17 protein-coding genes and 1 riboswitch are annotated in these 22,825 nt (G+C 36.1%); of the genes, 16 read left to right on the top strand and 1 reads right to left on the bottom strand.

All coding sequences use genetic code 11. The annotated features are described in order from the left end of the window. Positions 1–88: 88 nt before the first annotated feature. From D9780_RS02995 to D9780_RS03015, 5 genes are all read left to right on the top strand, one after another. Positions 89–457, top strand: a complete 369-nt coding sequence (locus D9780_RS02995) for a VOC family protein (RefSeq protein WP_121639239.1) — start codon at positions 89–91, stop codon at positions 455–457. A gap of 79 nt (positions 458–536) precedes the next feature. Next, positions 537–638: riboswitch (purine riboswitch) on the top strand. 286 nt (positions 639–924) lie between these two features. After that, entirely contained in the window at positions 925–1,506 is a 582-nt protein-coding gene (locus D9780_RS03000; RefSeq protein ID WP_073005950.1) for a xanthine phosphoribosyltransferase, read from the top strand. A 1-nt stretch (position 1,507) separates the two neighbouring features. After that, positions 1,508–2,800 carry a nucleobase:cation symporter-2 family protein gene (locus tag D9780_RS03005; RefSeq protein ID WP_116279477.1) on the top strand — a complete coding sequence of 431 codons (1,293 nt, stop codon included), beginning with the start codon at positions 1,508–1,510 and terminating at the stop codon, positions 2,798–2,800. A 255-nt stretch (positions 2,801–3,055) separates the two neighbouring features. Beyond that, a complete protein-coding gene (locus D9780_RS03010) occupies positions 3,056–4,495 on the top strand; it encodes an MDR family MFS transporter (protein WP_121639240.1) in 1,440 nt (479 codons plus the stop codon). A 256-nt stretch (positions 4,496–4,751) separates the two neighbouring features. Then, on the top strand, positions 4,752–5,147 hold the full coding sequence (locus D9780_RS03015; RefSeq protein ID WP_121639241.1) for a hypothetical protein: 396 nt from the start codon (positions 4,752–4,754) through the stop codon (positions 5,145–5,147). Between the two features lie 224 nt (positions 5,148–5,371). Here the strand turns inward: D9780_RS03015 and D9780_RS03020 are convergent, their stop codons facing one another. Beyond that, a complete protein-coding gene (locus D9780_RS03020; protein WP_121639242.1) occupies positions 5,372–6,307 on the bottom strand; it encodes an NADP-dependent oxidoreductase in 936 nt (311 codons plus the stop codon). Positions 6,308–6,382: 75 nt separating this feature from the next. On the opposite strand from D9780_RS03020, the gene D9780_RS03025 reads away from it, so the two are divergent. The 11 genes from D9780_RS03025 (at position 6,383) to carB (ending at position 22,817) form a co-directional block, all read left to right on the top strand. Continuing rightward, positions 6,383–6,883, top strand: coding sequence for a DNA-deoxyinosine glycosylase (locus D9780_RS03025; protein ID WP_073005957.1), 501 nt, complete (start codon positions 6,383–6,385; stop codon positions 6,881–6,883). Between the two features lie 1,227 nt (positions 6,884–8,110). Then, entirely contained in the window at positions 8,111–8,956 is an 846-nt protein-coding gene (locus D9780_RS03030; RefSeq protein ID WP_121639243.1) for an SAM hydrolase/SAM-dependent halogenase family protein, read from the top strand. A gap of 203 nt (positions 8,957–9,159) precedes the next feature. After that, entirely contained in the window at positions 9,160–10,278 is a 1,119-nt protein-coding gene (locus D9780_RS03035; protein ID WP_121639244.1) for a sensor histidine kinase, read from the top strand. Then, positions 10,256–10,897, top strand: coding sequence for a response regulator transcription factor (locus tag D9780_RS03040; RefSeq protein WP_073005962.1), 642 nt, complete (start codon positions 10,256–10,258; stop codon positions 10,895–10,897). The genes D9780_RS03035 and D9780_RS03040 overlap by 23 nt, the downstream gene beginning before the upstream one ends. Positions 10,898–11,077: 180 nt before the next feature. Next, on the top strand, positions 11,078–12,010 hold the full coding sequence (locus D9780_RS03045; RefSeq protein ID WP_121639245.1) for an ABC transporter ATP-binding protein: 933 nt from the start codon (positions 11,078–11,080) through the stop codon (positions 12,008–12,010). 11 nt (positions 12,011–12,021) lie between these two features. Beyond that, complete coding sequence (locus D9780_RS03050) at positions 12,022–13,278, top strand: ABC-2 transporter permease (protein ID WP_121639246.1); 1,257 nt, start codon at positions 12,022–12,024, stop codon at positions 13,276–13,278. Further along, positions 13,275–14,387 carry an ABC transporter permease gene (locus tag D9780_RS03055; protein WP_073005967.1) on the top strand — a complete coding sequence of 371 codons (1,113 nt, stop codon included), beginning with the start codon at positions 13,275–13,277 and terminating at the stop codon, positions 14,385–14,387. The genes D9780_RS03050 and D9780_RS03055 overlap by 4 nt, the downstream gene beginning before the upstream one ends. Before the next feature lie 364 nt (positions 14,388–14,751). Further along, positions 14,752–16,947: a YhgE/Pip domain-containing protein gene (locus D9780_RS03060; RefSeq protein ID WP_121639247.1), complete on the top strand. Its 2,196-nt coding sequence runs from the start codon at positions 14,752–14,754 to the stop codon at positions 16,945–16,947. 226 nt (positions 16,948–17,173) lie between these two features. After that, positions 17,174–18,121, top strand: a complete 948-nt coding sequence (locus D9780_RS03065) for an alpha/beta hydrolase (protein WP_371413701.1) — start codon at positions 17,174–17,176, stop codon at positions 18,119–18,121. A gap of 380 nt (positions 18,122–18,501) precedes the next feature. Beyond that, the gene (locus tag D9780_RS03070) at positions 18,502–19,593 is read left to right on the top strand and encodes a carbamoyl phosphate synthase small subunit (protein ID WP_121639249.1); all 1,092 of its coding nucleotides are present in this window, start codon (positions 18,502–18,504) and stop codon (positions 19,591–19,593) included. Further along, positions 19,578–22,817, top strand: a complete 3,240-nt coding sequence (carB, locus tag D9780_RS03075; protein WP_121639250.1) for a carbamoyl-phosphate synthase (glutamine-hydrolyzing) large subunit — start codon at positions 19,578–19,580, stop codon at positions 22,815–22,817. Before D9780_RS03070 ends, carB begins: the two co-directional genes overlap by 16 nt. Positions 22,818–22,825 lie beyond the last annotated feature (8 nt).

Below are 22,825 nucleotides of genomic sequence, written 5' to 3' on the forward strand. Positions count from 1 at the left end.
CATAATTAGTTATGATATCATGTGATAATCAAACGGTATTAGCAAGCGATGTCATTTCCCCTTATACTAAAAACAGGGAGGGGATAAGATGGCATTTTATTATGAAAAATTGGATCATGTTCAATTAACAGCACCAAAAGATGAGGAACAAACAGCAAGGGCATTTTACGTTCATGTTCTAGGATTTAAAGAAATAAATAAACCAGAGAATTTACAAAAAAATGGCGGGATTTGGCTACAATCAGGTGATGTTCATATACATATTGGTGTGGAAGAACCGTTTATGCCAGCGAAAAAAGCACATCCTGCTATTTACGTAAAACATTTAGATGAGCTAAAACAATATTTACAAGACCACGATGTAGCTTATTTGGAAGACGAGCGATTGCCAAATTATAAACGCTTCTACGTTAGTGATCCCTTTGGAAATCGGCTAGAGTTTTTGGAGAAAAGTTAGAAAAAATATCAGAAAAATAGTAATGTTAGTTTTATTTATTTGCGGGTTGTTTATTCATGGTGACGTGCTATACTAATTACATTCAAATAAATACGATTTTCATATAATAGCAGGGATAAGGCTTGCGAGTTTCTACCGGTTTACCGTAAATAAACCGACTATGAAAATAACTGATATAGATTGTATTTTACACTGTAAGAAAAGTGTTCGCATTTCGCCATCACGTGAAGTTTTCTTATGCAAAATACGATCGTTTCTCTTTTAACTCGAAAATCAGTTTCCGTTCATAGTTAGGTTGACGGAAGCGGATTTTCGAGTTTTTTTCATAATCGGAAAATATGCAGATTTACCGTATAGCACTCCTTTCCTAATTGGACTTATTTAACTGCATAAAAGCTTCATTGAAGTCCACCTTTTAAAAATGAAAATCTTGTATGCATATTGACATGGAAAGGAAGTTTATCATCATGGAGCGTTTAAAACAGACTATTTTAGCAGAAGGAAAAGTATTATCCAATACGGTTTTAAAGGTGGATGCTTTTTTAAATCATCAAATTGACCCAGCCTTAATGGAGGAGATTGGAAAAGAATTTGCTGATCGATTTGCAGCTGCTGGGATAACGAAAATATTGACTTTGGAATCTTCAGGAATTGCTCCTGCCGTGATGGCGGGTTTAGTTTTAAAGGTACCTGTTGTGTTTGCAAGAAAACGTAAATCTCTAACATTAACGGATCATCTTTATTCTGCACAAGTCCATTCTTTCACCAAACAAGAAACAAATGAAATTTCAATTTCGCAAACGTTTATAACTCAGGACGATACAGTTCTCATTATTGATGATTTTTTAGCTAATGGACAAGCCGTATTTGGTTTGATTGATATTTTAAAGCAAGCTAAAGCAACGATTGCTGGGATAGGTATTGTAATTGAAAAAAGTTTTCAAGATGGTGGAAAATCCATTCGTAACGCTGGTTATCGAGTAGAGTCCCTTGCCAGAATAGCACATTTATCAGACGGAAATGTCACCTTTTTAGAGGAGGAAAACTAGCATGAAGAATGCTGCTTTAGGGCTACAACATTTATTAGCTATGTATGCAGGGGCTATTTTAGTACCACTTATTGTTGGTGATGCACTTGGCTTAACGTCAGCTCAACTAACGTATCTTGTTGCTATTGATATTTTAATGTGTGGTGTAGCGACTATATTACAGGTTTTACGAAATCGATTCTTTGGAATTGGCTTACCTGTCGTTTTGGGTTGTACTTTTACAGCCGTAGGTCCAATGATAGCAATTGGCTCTAGTTATGGAGTGACTGCTATATATGGAGCTATTCTTGTATCTGGGCTTTTTGTCATTGCTGTAAGCGGGATATTTGGTAAATTGGTGAAATTCTTTCCTCCAGTGGTAACAGGTTCTGTTGTAACGATTATTGGAATTACGCTTATACCTGTAGCTATAAATAATATGGGGGGCGGGCAAGGAGCAAGTGACTTTGGCTCATTAGTAAACATAAGTTTATCCTTTGGGACGCTATTATTTATTATTATATTATATCGATTTGCTAAAGGATTTATGAAATCTATTGCTATTTTAGTAGGTTTAATTGTCGGAACATTAGCGGCTGGGATGATGGGGTTAGTTGATTTTCAAGCTGTTCGAGAAGCTTCCTATCTTCATTTACCGCACCCCTTTTATTTTGGTACACCAACATTTGAATGGTCTGCTATTTTAACGATGACCTTAGTAGCGATCGTTTCGTTAGTAGAATCTACAGGTGTATATTTTGCCTTGGGAGATATAACAGATCGAAAACTCAAAGGGAAGGACTTGGCAAACGGTTACCGGGCGGAAGGATTAGCTATTTTAATGGGAGGCTTTTTTAACGCCTTTCCATACACCGCTTTTTCTCAAAATGTTGGTTTGATGCAAATGACTGGTGTGAAAAAGAAAAGCATTATCGTTATTACTGGTGTCATGCTTATAACGCTTGGTTTCATTCCTAAGATTGCTGCTTTAACGACAATTATTCCAACTCCTGTATTAGGTGGTGCGATGATTGCTATGTTTGGTATGGTAATTTCTCAAGGAATTAAAATGCTCGGTCCTGTCATTATGAAATCATCGGAAAATGCGATGATTGTGGCATGTTCTGTAGGAATGGGGTTAGGTGTAACTGTCGTACCTGAATTGTTTGCCAAATTTCCTGAAAGCATTCAAATATTAACAAGTAATGGCATTGTGGCAGGAAGTGTTACAGCTATAGTACTAAACATCTTATTCCATATGCTGCCACAAAGAAAAACCAATGAGCATATTAGTTTGCGTGAGCAAGAAGTATAAAGATATAGATGCCACAACATATGAAGTACCGTATTTATTCTCCCTTCAAAACCTGATTAGAAAAAAAGCGAAGGGAGTGAATAACGGTATTTTGATCTCCACTCTGTTCCGCTTTTCTTCGTTGAAGCACCTTTCCTATAACTCTATTGCGTGAAATTTTACTTTATTTATTATCCAATAGACTTATGATAGAATAAGAGATACTTTTCTATATAAGTCGTATTTGGTTGTTTTCAAAGAGAAAGGGGGAATAGGATGGGACGTCAATCCGTAAAAGAAGTAGAGAATATGAATAAATTACCGATCGTTATCGTGCTGATTACTGGAGCTTTTTTAGCCATTTTAAATCAGACATTACTTACCACAGCTATACCTCCTATTATGCAAGACTTACATTTAACGGAAAATACCGCCCAATGGGTAACGACGATTTTTATGCTCGTAAACGGCATTATGATACCTATTACTGCTTTTTTAATTGAAACCTTTACTACAAGACAATTATTTATTACAGCTATGGGAACATTTTCTGTTGGTACATTTATTTGCGCTATATCACCAAGCTTTTTTCTATTAATGACGGGAAGAGTTATTCAAGCTGCTGGTGCTGGAGTTATGATGCCACTGATGATGACCATCTTCTTATTTATGTTTCCAATTGAAAAAAGAGGAACTGCCATGGGAATGGTTGGGCTTGTAATTGGTTTTGCCCCTGCTTTAGGACCATCTATTTCTGGTTGGTTAGTTGAGCATTTCGATTGGAGGTCTATTTTTTATGTCGTTTTACCTTTAGCTATTATGAACGTTATCATTGCGTATTTTGTGATGAAGAATATAACAAAACGTACCTATCCAAAAGTTGATATCTTATCCATAGTATATTCAACCCTCGGTTTTGGAGGAATACTTTACGGATTCAGTAGTGCTGGTAATAGTGGGTGGATCGATCAATCGGTGCTTGTGTCGTTAGCTATCGGAGTAATTACTTTAGCACTATTTATTACACGTCAATTTAAGCTAAGAGAGCCAATTTTAGAATTTCGAGTATTTAAAAACAAAATATTTACCATTACGATGATCATTGGAATGATTGGGTTTATTGGCTTAATTTCTGCAGAAACCATTCTGCCAATCTATATGCAAAATATGGCGGGATTTACGCCATTTGAATCTGGTTTAATGATTTTGCCAGGCGCACTACTTATGGGAATTATGTCGCCGATCAATGGAAGAATTTTTGACCGATTTGGTGCTAGATATTTAGTCATCATTGGGCTATTCTTATTAACGATTACGTCATTATTGTATACCAATCTGTCTGTAGATACGTCATTTACTTATTTAACTATCGTCTTTGCAGTTCGAATGTTTGGTATATCCATGATTATGATGCCTTCTACGACGGCGGGGTTAAATCAATTATCCTATCGTTTAATTCCACATGGTTCAGCAATGACGAATACAATGCGCCAAGTTGCCGCATCCATTGGAACAGCTTTATTAATTACAATTATGACTGTGACGGCTTTGAGTACTGGTAAAGAAGTAACTGTTACAGGACAAATACATGGGGTGAACATGGCGTTTTATGTTGCAACAGCAATTTCCTTCCTTGGTCTTATCTTAGCTTTCTTCGTAAAAGACAAGACGTCCAAAAAAATAAAAGAAAAAGTTTTAGAACAACAGGAAGCTTGAGTATGGCTAATGTTGTGGAAATAACTTATATTAAAAGTAATTGCAAGTATCTTTAAAAATATCTACGCGGAATCATATAGGGGCTTCATATGAATAGTTATTTTAGTACAAGTTTCTTTTAGAGGAACTTAGCTTATCATCGAGTACCATGACGAAAAACACTGTCACTTAACGTATACGACAGCTTTCTTTATGCTTACTTACCAAAAAAGGTTGTAAAGGAAGTAAGTGGGGTACATGCTTAAAGAGGTGATATATGTTGAATTTGTTGTCTGCAACACTAGTCTTTATGTATGTTATTTTTATTGTTGCTACGTTTTTGCTTGCAATTATTCATAATTTTCGTGATCAATGGATTCCTTTTGCCTATGCATCGATTGTTTTAGCTATTGCTTCACCGTTAGTAGCTTTTCTATTTATAAATGGAAAACCAACAAACACGAATGGGTTCATGTATGTTTTTAAACAAATAGTGGCTGCTAATTTAAATGCTTTTATTATTGTACTGCTCCATCTCTACTTACTGTTTTCATTAGGTTTATTTTTAAAAGATAACGTAGGAAAAAAATTGTCTGTTTACTTTCATACTTGGATAAATCACATAAGAACTAGAATGTATGTTCGTAAAGATAGAAACAAAGAGAACACTTAAGTTATGGACGTTACATGAGGTATAAAAAGAACTTTTTTAAATAAGTTGACGTCATGTTCACGGCACAATTTTTTTATTTGAGCTCGTTTTCCATTAGAAAAACTTGACTTGTTGACCAGCTTTTAAACTGTTATACTCTATTGCGATTGAGGATGCCACCACATGCAGTATACTGCCAAAAAAGATGATATGGTCATGTCGTTTATGACCACATCATCAAATATTTACTTCATATTTATAATGATTTTTCCTTTAGCATGATGCGTTTCACTAAGCTGGTGAGCTTGTTGTACTCCTTCTTGCGTTAGCGGGAAGTGATGTCCAACAATGGATTTGACATGACCGCTTTCCATTAACTTTGCTATTTCCTCGAGTTGCTTTCCATTTGCTTGTAACCATAAAAATCCAGCTGTAATCCCTAATTCTTTTGCTAAAGCTTCATTTGGTGGTTGAACAATGGAAACTAATTTTCCACCTTCTTTTAATACATGCATGCTCTTTTCTTGTACTTCTCCACCAATGGTATCAATAACTAAATCGTAGTCTTTAATGATGTCAGTGAAATCTTCTTTTTTATAATTAATAAACTTGTCCGCTCCTAAAGATTCAACAAGTTCCTTATTGTTCTCGCTTGCTGTAGTAGCTACATATGCGCCAACATGTTTTGCAAATTGAATGGCGTATGTTCCGACTCCTCCAGACCCAGCGTGAATGAATACTTTGTCATTCGCTTTGACTTGGCCAAAGTCAAAAAGGCATTGCCAAGCCGTTAAACCGGCTAAAGGTACAGCTGCTGCTTCATCAAATGTAATATTTTCAGGAAGAAGCGCTAGTTTATCTTCGTCTATCGCGGTGTATTCTGCATAAGTTCCTTGTGCACTTGTTTCTGGACGGGCAAATACACGGTCACCAGTTTTAAATTTTGTAACGCTCGAACCAATTTCTTGAACGATACCAGCAGCATCCCAACCAAGGATAATGGGGAACTCAAGTGGTAGCATCTCCTTTAAATAACCTTCACGAACTTTCCAATCGATTGGGTTAATGCTTGTAGCGTGCATCTCTACAAGCACTTGATTATCCTTTATTTGTGGCTTAGGAACATCACGTTCTTGAAGCTGGTTTGCATGACCATATTGATTTATAATAATAGCTTTCATGTTTTCCCTACTTTCTAAAGATGTTAGTATTATAATCTAAGGGTTCTGTTCAGATTATGCATAGGAGGTAGTAAGATGGAAAGACTATCATCTTTTCAACCTGTTTTACCAAAAGATCCTAAAGTGCTTATCCTTGGTTCCATGCCAGGAAAACAATCACTTCAACGACAAGAGTACTATGGAAACCCAAGAAATCAGTTTTGGGATATCCTGTTCACGATCCTTCAAGAACCTAAGGTATTCGATTATACGCAAAAGTTGCAGGTTTGTAAAAAACATTGCTTAGCACTTTGGGATACGGTAGGGACTTGTTATCGAGCAGGCAGTTTAGATGCAAATATTAAAGATGAAACCCCTAATGATATTCCTTCTTTATTACATAAGTATCCTGCCATCAAATTAATTGCTTGTAATGGAGGGAAATCCTATCAACTATTAAATAAGTATTTTAAGCAAGAGCATTTAGCTCAAGTAGATGTGGTTAAGCTACCTTCAACGAGCCCAATTCCCGGGAAATATACAAAGCGTTTTGTAGATAAGGTGGAAGCGTGGAAGGTGATTTTGAATTATATTTGACGAATAGCTTATGTTTATTGTCGATTAGTAGTCAGAAAATAGGGTATAATGAATGTAGTAGGAAGAAATAATTAGTTTAGCGTTTAGTATGAATAAGTGTAACTGTTCGCTAATAGTATAAGATTGGTTGTTTGAAATGGAATTGCAATGAAAGGATTAGAGAGAGATGATGCAGTGATTTTTTAGTTGGACGGGGGACAGCAAAGGAGTCGTAAGCGGCAACTTACGACTCCTGCGACGGGTTATCCTTATGGCGACTTCGCTATAGGATAGCATGGCACATCATGTCATTAGTGGCGTCATCATTATCCTTTACTAACTCCGTCGGCAGAGAGGCTTTATTTGCTTTCGCGGCTATTTACAATTAACAATACAAGCGTTGCGAACGAAAACATCAGTTCAATCGTCTTGTCAATTGGTATCAATTCATTCAGCCCCTTTCTCTAAGGGATTACCAGTCGCCAAGCATGAAGAAATCTTCTTCACTGCTTTCGCCCTCTGCATAACCCGTCCCCCTCATTATACTATAATCCAGCAGTAATTTGTGGGAATTATTAGGAAATGGTATAAAATTCTTATTTTTCAATTAATTAAGCAATATTCCCTATGCTATATTTGCTTTTTCGTAGGTTATAAACCTAGATTTGTTTCTTTTCAAATTACGTAAGTAGAAAATAGGCAATTCTGTGGGTAAATAGGCTATTGTTAGCATGAATACATGTTTTGACAAAATGAAAGATGGACAGATTTTAATGAAGCTATAAGCCACTTTTTATGATAGAGATTTTACGACAAGACTGGTTCAGTAGAAAAGTCTGAATGGCATACAATGACCTCTTTAAACATCGTTTTTAATCATTTGTAGATTACGACGGAGCGTTTTTTGTTTGAGTAACCTAAGTATCAGCTGCAAACTGTACTTGATGTCAAAGTGTGATCGAGTTTTTGAGTAAGCATATTTGGAAAACTGTATATAGTAGCTGCTGTAAAATTAGGTGGTATGACGTAAATATAATCACGTCCTTATCCAGAATTGGAGATGGGAGCGTGTTTTTGTACTTAGGAAACATCGTTTTTTGCCATAGTGACTGAATGATACATAAAGATTTTTTAAACATAAGAAACGGTACTTAAAGACATAAGTTAAATGAAAAAAGTGTAACAACTGTAATCTCTAGTAGGATAAGTAAAGAGATATCCTTATGATAAAATATTGGAGGAATAGAAATGTTAAAGCATGTTGTATTACAAACAGACTTTGGTTTAAGTGATGGCGCGGTTAGTGCTATGTATGGTGTTGCTAAATCGGTGGATCCTTCCATTCAAGTTTTTGATTTAACACATCATATTTCTCCATATAATATTTGGGAAGAATCTTACCGTTTATATCAAACGATGTCCTATTGGCCAGAAGAAACGGTGTTTGTTTCTGTTGTCGACCCTGGGGTAGGAACGGATCGATTAAGTGTTGTTGTTAAAACAAATAGCGACCAGTATATTGTAACACCAGATAACGGAACACTGACGCATGTTAAAAGCCATATTGGTATAAAAGAAGTTCGAATCATTGATGAAAAAATAAACCGATTGCCGCGATCCGGAGAGTCACACACTTTTCATGGAAGGGATATTTACGCATATACAGCTGCAAGACTTTCTGCTGGTGTCATTCGTTATGAAGAGGTTGGACCGAAAAGGGATGAAGACCGAATTACTTGTTTAAAAGAAGAGAAGGCTGCAATTAATAAAGGAATCATTCGTGGATGTATCGACATACTTGATGTGCGATTTGGAAATGTGTGGACAAACATAGATCGTCGTTTATTAGTTGAAGCTGAGTATCAATATGGGGATAGGCTGTATGTTACGATTTCGCATCATCAGAAGGATGTATACAAAAACAAACTATTATTTGTCCGTTCATTCGCTGAAACACATTTAGGAGAACCATTACTATACATTAATTCATTAGATAAAGCAGCTATTGCGCTTAATCAAGGTTCTTTTGCTAAAGCGTATCATATAGGAACGGGAACAAGTTGGGGAGTTTTTATTCAGAAAGTTGACGAGTGAATGGAATGGTTTTTAAACTTGGCTTTTCTGTTACACTATAGAGAATAATCACCGTTTACCGTCGTTGATTGACTATGATTGTAGACGTTTGTTTTTGCAAGTATTAGGTTTGTGATATAAGGAAATTTGGAACGTCAAACACTTAAATTTTGTTTTTTAATACTTGGTGGCAAGTGCATGTTGAAGGAGGGAGGGGTGAAGCTGTGGGGGTATTTATGGGAAGGGTTAGCTTGTTTAGTTGTTTATGGCTTATGCTTATTTTGTTTGATAGTAATTATATACCGTTTAGCATTAGTTTATTTGCAGTTTCTTTTGCCTTTTTTTGCTTATTATCGTTACAAAAGCATCATATCTATTTCTATGTTGTCTTGTCTGTTATTGCAATTCTACACATGTGGACAGTAGGGACTGAGCAATTTTATATCATCACTTATCTTTATTTTCTCGTTGTCGATGCTACTTTTAGGTTACAAGGATATTTATTGAAAGGCTATCTCATCGTTAATTTTGTAATTTCCATTTTGTACACGATTTTAATTAAAGATTTCATAATCGAAGTAATCTTATTACATATTCTTTTTGTTAGTTTAATATTAGTCGGAAATAGGATTTTTACAGAAAGGCAAGAGCTAAGGCAAATGTATGAGCAACTACTTGGCGAATTTCGAAAAAACAAACGAATGAATGCTTCAGCTGATCGAGAGGCGAGATTAGAGGAAAGGACAAATATTGCTCGCGACATTCATGATTCTGTCGGACACCGCTTAACAGCGCTTATGATGAAAATAGAAATTTTATCCATTCAAAATAAGGAACGTGACTATGAAGAGTTAAAAATAATGGCCAAAGAAGCTTTAAAAGAAACAAGAGAGGCTGTAAAGGCTTTACACCAGGAAGAGATTCAGGGTGTAGCATCTGTTGTTCAACTCATTCGAAAGTTAGAAGCAGAAAGTCAGCTAATGGTGAAGTTTACGATGAAGCAAGGTGTTCTATCAGTTGCGCTTACAAATAAGCAAAGTATTACTTTATATCGAGCGATACAAGAAGCTTTAACAAATGTCATGCGGCATTCCTCATATCGAGAAGTACAAGTAGAGCTAGGAAGATCGGCAGTGGATGATGTCACTTTTGAGATTAGAAACCGAATTTTACAGGCTAGACAGTTTGTTGTTGGGTTTGGGTTAACAAACATGCGAAAACGAATAGAGGAGATACATGGTAAATTACATATTTATCAAACAGAGCAGCATTTTGTAGTTGTGGGAACTATTCCATGCGTTGTAAAGGAGATTGAAAAGCATGTGGCGAATTCTAGTTGTTGAAGATCAAGCTATTGTTCGGCAAGGTTTAAAAGTAATTTTACAGCAAGATGAGCAAATTAGCGTACCGTTTGAAGCTGCGAATGGAAAAGAAGCAATTAAAATTGTTGAACAACATGTTGTTGACTTAGTAATGATGGATGTTAGAATGCCGGTCATGAATGGTATTGAAGCTACTCGGATTATTAAACAGATGAACCCCTCTGTAAAAATTCTCATCTTAACAACGTTTAATGATGATGACTATGTTTTATCAGCTTTAAAAGAAGGGGCAGAAGGCTTTTTGCTTAAAACTACAGAGTCAAAAAAGTTGATTGATGCAGTACATAGCTGTATGCGTGGTGGAATGACGATTCATGAAGAGGTAGCTGCTAAAGTGATGCCGCGTTTACTAAAAGGTACAGAACAAAACAAGACAGAATTAGACGTTCCTTTATCAGAGCGAGAATTACTTATTACCAGATTAGTAGGGGAAGGAAAAACAAACAAGGAAATAGCTCAAACATTACATTTGTCTCTTGGGACGATAAAAAACCATTTGACACAAATTTTACAAAAAACTAACTTACGAGATCGGACGCAACTTGCTATTTTCGCTGTGAAACATCACTTAACGATGTAATGCTTCTATGAAAGTATGAACTTAAAACGATGAATAACTTATTTATTTTAGAATAACTTTGTAAGTCATTTCTTATAGAGTAATAAAAGTGACCTCCGTCACTTTTATTTTTTTTTTAATGACTGAAGATACTGCAAAATAGAAAGTAAAACCGATAAGATGATTAACAGGAGGAATGTTATGCTTGAATTAGTAAATATTTCAAAGAAATTTAAACAAACGTATGCAGTTAAGAATATGAATATGTTCATGGAACGTGGTGAAATTGTTGGCTTACTAGGGCCAAATGGAGCCGGGAAGTCAACAGCTATATCTATTATGTCTTCATTAGTGGAGCCAACAGCAGGGGAAGTCTACTTTGACAATCGAAGTATTTTAAAAAACCCTACGTCTTTTCGTAAAGTTGCTGGCATTGTACCACAAGAAATTGCGCTATACGAGGATTTAACTGCGGAAGAAAATTTACGATTTTTTGGTAGGATTTATCAGATTAAAGGAAAACAATTACAAAAACGCATAGAAGACGTTCTACAAATAATTGGTTTAGCAGATCGAAAGAAAGAAGCAGTGAAAACATATTCTGGTGGGATGAAGCGACGGTTAAATATTGGAGTAGCTTTATTACATGAACCAGAATTACTTATTATGGATGAGCCGACTGTTGGAATTGATGCACAATCGAGAAAGTATATTTTAGAAACGGTAAAACGATTAAACAAAGAAATGAATGTCACAATTCTTTATACGAGCCATTATATGGAAGAAGTCGAGTATTTATGTAATCGCATTTATATCATGGATAAAGGGAATCTTATTGCAGCTGGAACAAAGGAAGAGATAAACCGTATTCTATCTGGTGAAAAATCAATCGTAATTAAAGCAAGCCATCTAACCAATCCATTTATTTATGAATTAAAAACATGTCCACTTGTAAATAGTGTGGATGTAATGGATAAACAGATTACCGTCATGGTTTCTAAAGAGGTTAATCTATTTAAAGATTTAATTGCAATGGCAGATGAGGCAAACATCGAGTTAATTTCTGTCAATATAAAAACACCGACATTAGAAGATGTGTTTTTACATCTTACTGGTAGAGCGTTGCGAGATTAGGAGAGTGGCAGATGATTGGACAAATTATTAAAAAACAATTCCTTCTATTATGGAGAAGTCCTGTAGAGCTGTTGTTACTTCTCGCTTTACCAGTTGTTCTTATTGTAATTTTAGGGTCAGCTTTAGGGAACTTTATGGATGGAGACTCGCCAGGTATGCATGCAAAAGTAGCTATGATAGAGCACAGTTCAGAAAGGGAGCAATTTGAAAAATTTAAACGTGATTTTAAAACGGACCTGGGATTGACGGAGGACACAGTAGCAAACATAGAAAAACGTTTACCTATTCAAATGTTAAAAACAATTTTTCATACAAAAGGGATCTCGAAAATGATGGAGTTAAAAGAGGTTAGTGTGGAAGAAAAAAGTAAAATATTGCAGGAGGACACGTATACTGCAGTTATTGAAGTTCCAGAAGATTTTTCCTATCAATACCTTTCATACATTTTGTTAGATCGTAAGCAGGCTCCACAGTTACAACTGTATGAAAACGAAGAGAAACAACTTAGTGCAGGAGCTATTCAAAGTATTATTAAAAGCTTTCAGCAACAGCTTACTTTGGAGTCATTACTTGAAGAAAAAGGAATGGATCAAAACGAGGCAGCTTTATCTACTATATCTGTTGAAGGCCAACAAAAAAATCTTGAGCAAAGCAAACCTATAACGGCAAAAGAATATTACACTGTTGGCATGGCTGTAATGAATGCACTATTTGTTGCTTCAACAATTGGGCTTATAGCATTTCGGGAAAGGCAAAGCTTTGTGTTTGCGCGCATTATTCTAGCTAATATGTCAAAATGGACCTATTTTACAGGTGTCCTTTGTTCAGCTGTAATTTTTTCGCTCATACAATTACTCGTTATTTATGGTTTTGCTTGGCTTATCTTTGATGTATCATGGGATGATTTAACAGCTTTTATTTTAATAACGATTGCATTTTCCATTTCGGTTGGAGGTATTACTGTCTTATTAACAGCAATTAGTTATCGAATGCATTCCGAAGCGGTAACCAATTTATTTTCAAGTGTCATTGTGTCCATACTCGCTTTAGTTGGAGGTAGCTTTTTTCCAATCGGAGAAAATGTTCAAGTCATTGAACTAATTGGTAATTTTACTCCTAATGGATCAGGAATGTCAGCCTATTTAGCAATATTAAGAGGGGAATCTATTGAAAAAATCGGTAATCATATTTTATTTCTTTCTGTTTTTGGTTTTGCCATGATTATGATTGCTGCAATGACATTTCCTAAAAGGGGGAGAATGGTATGACAGCAATCTTACTTGCTAAGCTAAAACATCTATTACGTAATCCGTGGGCGTTTCTCGGTTTTACTGGAATATGTATTGTGTTTGCGCTTATTATGGGACTAACTGGTTTTGAGAGTCGATCTAGCGTTCCCATAGTAATTGCGGACGAGGAAGTAACAGGTTCTTCTATCCTTACAACATTGAATGATGAAGAAAGCATTTCCTTTAAAGAGGTGGAAGAAGATGCATTAATTCAATCTGTGAAGGAAGGAAAAGCAGAAGTTGGCGCCATACTAAATAAAGACACATATGAGTTAATCGTAGGTGTAGAATCAACAACGGTTTCGTCCGTGGACAATATGATACGTCAAGCTTATACAGAATATGGACAACGGCAAAAAATAATAGAGCATATAGGTGATTTAAAACAAACGGAGAATGCGTTGCAAAAGGAAATTGACGAAGCTTCAAAAAATCCTGTTTTCTCTGTTACTACAAGCAATTTTACTACTGATCAGACGATGATGTACGATCCAATTTATCAGTATGTATTTGGCTTTGGTTTGTTTTTCGTTATTTATACGGTTGCTTATAATGTGTTACCAATGCTAATTGAAAAGCAGGAAGGGGTTTGGGATCGGCTTATTTTATCTCCAGTTAAGAAATGGAAAATGTACGCTGGAAATATGATTTACAGTTTTTGTATAGGGTACTTGCAAGTATTGATTATATTCTCGTTTTTCTATTTTGTTTTTGGCGTTGACTTTAATGGGAAATTTCCGGAAACATTATTACTTTTAATTCCCTATGTTTTTACCATTGTTGCATTAAGTATTTTGTTAACAGCCATAGTGAAAAATTCCCAACAATTTAATGCATTTATTACCATTCTAGCAGTTTGTATGGCTATGGTTGGTGGTGCCTATTGGCCGATCGAAATTGTAGAATCCAACTTTCTAATTGCCATATCAAAAATAAATCCATTAACTTATGGCATGGAAATTTTACATGGGGTTGTAAACTATGGTTATTCGTTGGAAGAACTTTTCTACCCGGTGAGTATTCTGTTACTAATGGGAACTGTTATGATTGGTGTGGGCATACATTTAATGGAAAGGCGACATATATAATTAGTGCAGTGGTTGAATAGATCCTTTTGCAATAACATATAATTGCTGCAAGGGGGTCTATTCTTATTCCAATAGGGGATAGGAAATGCTTAAACAATTTTCGGAGAATAGAGAGTTACTCTGTGTCTAACCAAACTTGTGTTAAGAATAATTTACATTTTTGTAGTTTGAGTGGCGTGTTTTTTGGTAATCGTACACTGTAGAATCCAACTAAAATTATTTTGTTAGAGTATTAAGAATTAATTGATTTATACTTATGGCTGGTATTGTTCTATTAACGTTGTTATAATCATCCATTATATTCGTTTTTTATCACTAAAAAATGAACAGTCATTCATTTTTGGTTAGAAGGTTGCGTGAATCTATGAAAAACAGCTTAAGAATATTTATGACAGATATAAAAAAATTGAGTAAGAACTGGGTGGCGCTGATTATCATTGGTGGGCTTATTTTCTTACCCTCTTTCTATGCTTGGTTTAATATTAAGGCGTCTTGGGACCCTTATGGGCAAACGGATCAGATCCCCGTTGGAGTAGTGAATGAAGATCAGGGCGCAACAGTGAGAGGGGAAAACATTGACGTTGGGAAAGATCTTGTAGACACACTTCAAGAAAATAAAGCAATGGATTGGCGATTTACAGATCGAAAGACGGCAATGGAAGAAGTGGAGTACGGTGATTATTTTGCTGTTATCGTTATTCCAAAGGATTTTTCAAAACAATTGGGTAGCGTTATGGAAGACAATCCAGAAAAAGCAAACGTAGAATACTATGTGAATGAAAAAGTCAATGCGATTGCGCCGAAAATTACGGAAAAAGGTGCCTCGGTTATTGTCGAGCAAATAAGTAGTCAATTTATTTCTACGGTCAATGGGGTAATCTTTGATATGTTTAACCAATTAGGTATTGAACTAGAGAAAGATTTACCTGATATTAAACGCTTTGAAAATTACGTATTTGAAATGGAGAAAAAGCTTCCGGAAATTAATGATTTGCTTAATCAATCATTATCTGACGCAAATCAGGCACAAGATATCGTTAATAAGGCACAAAACTTAATTCCTGATGCGCAAAAAGCAACCGATAATGGATTAACAACCATTGATAATACAACGTCTTTTTTGAAAGAAGCAGAAGATCGATTAAATAAAATGGCTCCGCAAATTGAACAGGATTTACGTACAGTGCAAGATGTTGCGAGTAAAGCAAACAACTTTCTGCAAGATGTTCAGAAAGCAGATGTTGATTTTAGTGGTGGAAAAGAACTTGCTAATCAAATAAACCAACAGCTTGACGATGGCGCTAATAGAGTGGGGGCAGTGATTAGTTCGTTAGAGCAATTGAAACAACAAAATGATCAAACGGACAACAATGAAAGTGAGCAAGGGAATAGCTCAAACGTGAATCGTGAACAAATGGATCAGGTTATTAAAAGACTGACGACATTACAAGAAGCCTTAACGAATATAAAAGAGACAAATAAAGAAGTTATCCAATTTATAGATGCGAAAGATAAAGATGTAGATCAAATGGTAAATGATTTGCAGCAAGTGGCTGAAAATACTTCGGCAAATATTGATGCTTTTGTTAAAGAATATAAAGCATCGATTGAACCTACAGTGATGGAGGAAATTAGTCGAGCAAAAAGTACGCTTTCAGAAGCCCGAGGGATCTTGGTAGATATTCAAGAGACAATACCAGAAGTAGAACGTATTCTTGGTAGTACAGAGAGTAATTTAGGGAAAGGAGAAGATGTTCTTAAGCAAGCCTTAGGTGAATTCCCATATGTGAATAGTAAGGTTAATGAGCTAGCGGACAGAATTCGTAGCATTAAAGGTGAAACGGACATGAATGAAATTATTAACCTGTTGCAAAATGACCCAGAAGCTGAGAAAGGTTTCTTTGCGGAACCTGTTCAGCTAAATCAGAATAAGCTGTTCCCAATGGAGAATTATGGTACTGGTATGACACCATTTTATACAGCTTTGGCAATATGGGTTGGTGGGTTACTGCTCATTTCTTTACTAGCCACCGATGTGCACGACCAAATTAATTATACAGAACGACAAATGTATTTCGGACGGTTATATACATTTATGGGAATTGGTTTTTTACAGACGATTATTGTAACAGCAGGTGATTTACTCTTACTAGGAGTCGATGCGGCTGCGCCATATTGGTTTATGACGTTTGGGATATTTATTAGTTTTATTTTTATGCTTATTATTTATACAGTTGTTTCCGTGTTTGGTGATGTCGGAAAAGCAATGGCAATTGTATTTCTCGTTCTGCAAATTGCTGGATCGGGAGGAACCTATCCTGTTGTATTGTTACCAGAGTTTTTCCAAATGATTAATCCATTTCTTCCGTTTACCTACGCCATTGACTTATTACGAGAATCTGTTGGCGGTATCGTTTGGGAGAGAGCGAGCAAGGATATTTTATACCTCAGCTTTTTTGGGGTTGTAGCTATCGTACTAGGTGCGTTCTTTAAACCAATCATTAATCGGCATACAAATAAACTGAAGAAAAAATCCAAAGAATCTGGTTTATTTCACTAAAACAAAGAAGCCCCATTTGATACGAAAGATGTATCAAATGGGGCTTTTTAACTATTCGTTTAGAGGCAATTATGTGTAAAAGAATAGTTTAGAGACCTCATATGCAGGAAGTTCTATCCCAAGTATTTTTCATTACTTGTAAACAAGTACCAGCTGCGTGTTAGTTTTATATAAGGCTTTTTCCCTATATAATTAATAAGAAAGATGTGAAAGGTGGAAAAGACTGTTGAGGAAAAAAAGAGTTTTGTATATAAGTGTTAGTGTCATTATATTATTATTTATTATTGATATAATTGCTAGTTTCTATTTTTATCATTTAGCAATTGCACGTAATCAAAAGGATTTTTTGCAAGGCAATGAAGATCTTGAAGTTTCTGCGCAAGCGTTAGACGAAATGCTTGAAGGAGATTGGCGGGATTGGGTCCGTGAACAGAACTTTGAAACGTGGAATATGACATCTTACGACGGGCTAAAACTACAAGGCTATTATTTACCTGCAAAGAAAGAAACAAATAAAACAGTTATTTTCGCACATGGCTATTTAGGAAGTGGCTTAGACATGGGGATGTTTGGTCAACACTACTATGAAGAACTTGGTTATAATATGTTTACAGCGGATTTAAGAGGTCATGGTGATAGTGAAGGAAATTATATTGGGTTCGGCTGGCATGATCGCCTGGATTACGTAGATTGGATTCATAGAGTAATTGAAGAACAAGGAGAAGATGCAGAAATTGTGTTACACGGGGTTTCTATGGGGGCTGCGACTGTATTAATGGCAAGCGGTGAGAAACTCCCTAATAATGTAAAAGCAATTGTAGCAGATAGTCCTTATACGAGTGTGTATGACATGTTTGCTTACCAAATGGATCGAATGTTCCATTTACCTTCATTTCCACTGTTACCTAGTACAAGTGCGGTGACGAAAGTACGTGCTGGGTATGGTTTAAAAGAAGCTTCCGCAGTAGAACAAGTGAAAAAAACAGACATACCTATATTGTTTATTCATGGGAGTGCAGATACATTTGTACCTACTCGTATGAGTGAAGCGTTATATGCGCAAACAAATAGTGATAAAGAGTTGATTATATTCGATGGGGCAGGGCATGGTGAAGCTTTTGTTACGCATAAAGAAGATTATATAGAAAAGTTACATGAGTTTTTAACACAATAGGAATTTATGAAATGAATCTTTTATACGGTAGGGACCTGCTTTTATTCCACGCGTTGGTTCGTACGAAAAATGGATGAAGGTGCTGTACGCTCCCAAGTAGACTTGGTCAGCTTCCATTTTTGAATTTTTAAAGTGGAAGACGACAGCACCTTATATCTGGGGTGAAATTATAAGGTTTAGTATAAGAATAACCACAAGTTTCGCCATAAGATTTGCCGGAAAGCAAAGTTTTTCAAAAAGGCCATGTTCTATATTAAGGATAACGGTAACTTCTTTTTGCATAAATATAAATAAAATTTTATAAATATACTTGAATTAACCAAATAGTACCTCTATAATATGGAATAATTAGAATTTAATCTAAGAGGTGAATGAATAATATGACAAAGGGACAGCTCGTTTTAGAAACTGGGGAGGTATTTTCTGGAGAATGGATAGGGTATAGAGGAGAGTGTGTAGGTGAGGTCGTGTTTAATACGAGTATGGCAGGTTATCAAGAAATGTTAACAGACCCATCTTATGCTGGGCAAATGATTACACTAACCTACCCTATCATTGGGACTTATGGAATAAATCACGAAGATTTAGAAAGCGATTTCCTCCAAGTAGCAGGTGTTATTATGAATGACCTTTGTGAAGAACCAAACCATTTTCAATCGCAGGCAACGGTAACGGATATATTAAAGAAACATTGTATTCCAGGATTGAAAAATGTGGATACGAGGTCACTAGTTGTTGCTATTAGGAAACATGGAACGATAAAAGGGAAGCTGGTGTTAGAGAAACCTTTTCCAGACTATAAACATGAATTTATTTTGCCGGATGCAAAAAAGCTCGTTCAACAAGTAGCTGTAACATCTATGGTACAAACAGGTGCAGGTAGTTGTCATATAGTCATCATTGATTTTGGTTTTAAAAAATCGATGGTACATTTCCTTGTGAATGAAGGATGTAAAGTAACAATTGTACCCTATCATTATGATATGGAAGCAATTGAAGCACTAAACCCAGATGGCATTGTGATTAGTAATGGTCCAGGGAATCCTAGTGAGCTACAAATTTATTTTCCGAAAATTAGATCAGTTGCTGAATCCTTTCCAACATTGGGAATTTGTTTAGGGCACCAACTTATTGCCCTAGCATATGGTGCGAAAACAGAAAAATTGCTATTTGGACATAGGGGAGCAAATCATCCAGTAAAAGATTTACAAACAGGAAAAATAAATATAACTGCGCAAAATCATGGTTATGTAGTAAATAGAGAAAGTGTGAACGAATCTATTTTTCAACTTACTTTCGAACATGTTCATGACAATTCTGTCGAAGGGATGAAACATAAGCAATTGCCAATTACGACGGTGCAATTTCATCCAGAAGCTCATCCAGGTCCAAGAGATACGACATACATTCTGACGGATTTTGTTCAACAGGTCAAACAGTTAAAGGAAGAATACTTATGGGAAAAAGTTTAAGAAAAGTGCTCGTAGTAGGTTCCGGTCCAATTGTCATCGGTCAAGCAGCAGAATTTGATTATGCTGGTACACAAGCGTGCTTAGCACTGCAAGAAGAAGGAATAATAGTTGTTTTAGTAAATAATAACCCAGCAACGATAATGACAGATAAAGAAATTGCGGATCGTGTTTATATGGAGGACATTACGGTAGAAAATGTGGAGAAAATTATAGCGAAGGAAAAACCAGATGGGTTCATTGGCACGCTTGGAGGGCAAACTGGACTAAATGTAACGATCGCGTTGCATAATCAAGGTATTTTGGATAAATACAATGTAAAAGTACTTGGAACGAGTGTAGCATCGATTCAAAAAGGGGAAAGTAGAGAGGAATTCCGTCAGTTAATGCTTCATATAAATGAGCCCGTTTCTCAGTCAAAAGTAGTGGAAAATGTAAAGGAAGGAATTCTTTTTGCTGAAGAAATTGATTTTCCTGTTATATTAAGGCCTGCATATACGCTTGGAGGAGAAGGAGGAGGGTTTGCTTATAATGAAACAGAAATTGTAGAAAAATTACACACAGCTCTTGCGCTTAGCCCCATTCATCAAGTCCTTGTCGAGAAAAGCATTAAAGGTTGGAAAGAAATTGAGTATGAAGTAGTGCGTGATGCAAATGATACATGTGTCATTGTTTGTAATATGGAGAATATAGATCCTGTTGGTGTGCATACAGGTGATTCGACGGTAGTTGCTCCTTCACAAACATTAACGGATCAGCAGTATCAGATGTTACGTTCGGCTTCATTAAAAGTAATCCGCGCACTTGATGTAATAGGAGGCTGTAATATTCAATTTGCTTTAGATCCTAATTCGAATACCTATTGCATTATTGAAGTGAATCCAAGAGTAAGTAGGTCGTCGGCACTTGCCTCCAAAGCAACAGGTTATCCAATAGCATGTGTAGCTACGAAATGTGCCATTGGATATCATTTAGATGAAATTATCAATCCGGTTACGGGTACAACTTCAGCGGCATTTGAACCTGCATTAGATTATGTCGTTGTTAAATTACCACGCTTTCCTTTTGATAAGTTTACCGAAGCAGATCACATACTGGGGACGCAAATGAAAGCGACTGGTGAAGTTATGGCAATTGACCGGACATTTGAAGGAGCCCTAAATAAAGCGGTCCGTTCATTGGAGATGGGTATATATAGCTTGTTTTCGCCTAAACTAAGCAATGTAACAGATGCGATTTTGCATCAACAAATTACAGAGGCGACTGATTTGCGTTTATTTGCAATTGCTGAAGCAATTTATCGCAACTGGTCTATGGATAACCTCCATGAGCTAACTCAAATAGATCTTTGGTTTTTAAATAAAATAAAACGAATAATTGCTTTAGAAAAAGAATTAACAACCTATCGTTTGGACGAGATTCCAAAAGATTTACTCATGCAAGCAAAGCGATTCAATATAAGTGATCACCAGATTGCTAAGTTAATTGGTGTGAAGCCATATGAACTAAGAAATAAATATAAACGGTTACATATGCAGCCTGCTTATAAATTAGTAGATACTTGTGCAGGAGAATTCACTGCTACATCCCCTTATTATTATTCTACTTGGCATGGAAAAGATGAAGTGAAAGTAAGTCAAGGGAGGAAGAAAATAGTAATTGTAGGATCAGGACCAATTCGGATAGGGCAAGGAGTTGAGTTCGATTATTGTTCCGTTCATGCTGCTTTAGCAGTGAAGCAACTTGGGTGCGAAGCCATTGTCATCAATAATAATCCAGAAACGGTAAGTACAGATTACGCTGTTGCGGATAAACTCTATTTTGAACCTTTAGTACTTGAAGATATTTTGCATATTATTGTTAAAGAAAAAGTATATGGAGTATTGATTCAATTTGGTGGTCAAACAGCGGTGAACTTGGCGACAGAACTGGACGAAGAAGGAATACGTATATTAGGAACTAGTCCACAACATATTGATCAAATGGAAGAACGAGAGCTATTTTATAACATGTTAGATACATGTTCCATTCCACACATGAATGGATTTATGGCCTACAATCCCACTCAATTAAGTGGTGCAGAGGAACAGTTAGGGTTCCCTGTGTTAATTCGTCCTTCTTATGTTATTGGAGGGCAGTCTATGTTTATAGCTTATAATCAGGAAGAACTTAACGTGTATGTATCACGTATTCAAGAGGACACAAATGATCACTGTTGGCCACTGCTCATTGATGCATATTTGCCTGGAAAAGAATGTGAAGTGGATGTTATAAGCGATGGGGAAGACATTCTTATCCCTGCTATTTTTGAGCATATTGAAAAGGCTGGTGTGCACTCCGGTGATAGTTTAGCTGTTTGTCCTCCGCTTACATTGATAGATGTAGAAAAGCAAAAAATCAACGCAATAGCTAAAAAAATTGCTCAAACGGTACCGATTATTGGGATGATGAATATTCAGTTTATCTTACAAGATGGTGAAGTGTATGTGTTGGAGGTGAACCCTAGAGCATCAAGAACAGTTCCAATAATAAGTAAGATAACAAATATACCAATGGTGAAATGGGCAGTTCAAGTACAACTTGGAGCTGCTTTAAAAGATATTACGACGAAAAGCAATCTATGTCTTGAACCGTCATTTCATATAATGAAGGCACCTGTTTTTTCTACAGGAAAGTTAAAGGGAGTGGACGCTGTATTAGGACCTGAAATGAAATCAACAGGAGAAATTATGGCTATATCGCGTCGTCAAGAGGAAGTTTTTGCTAAAATCGCTATTTCGATTCTTGGTGAAGTAAAAGCAGGCAAAGGCCTTACGCTGGTCGTATCTATTGCAGATCGTATGAAATCATCTAGTCTGCAAACGATTCAAGCTGCTAGTAAGATGGGCATGTCATTGATTGCGACAAAAGGAACGGCTCAATTTTTGCGAGAAAATGGTATTTTGATTACGAAAGTGATTCATCACAAAGATGATCTCGCCATTATTTTGGAAAACAATCGACCTGATATGGTGTTGAATTTGCCAGAACAAGGAAGAAATAATCGTAGTTTTGGCTTCAACCTTCGGGAATGGGCAGTACGCAACCAAATTCCTTGTTTTACGAGCATAGAAACATTTGCAGCTATTGTGATAAAAAACACAAGTAATTATAGCGGGCTAGAAATATTAGCATTACAAGATTATCAGGCCTTGTTAGTAAAAGATCATCAAATAATCGAGAGCTGAATGGTACT

The organism is Virgibacillus sp. Bac330, from assembly GCF_003667845.1.
Classification (GTDB): domain Bacteria; phylum Bacillota; class Bacilli; order Bacillales; family Amphibacillaceae; genus Virgibacillus; species Virgibacillus chiguensis.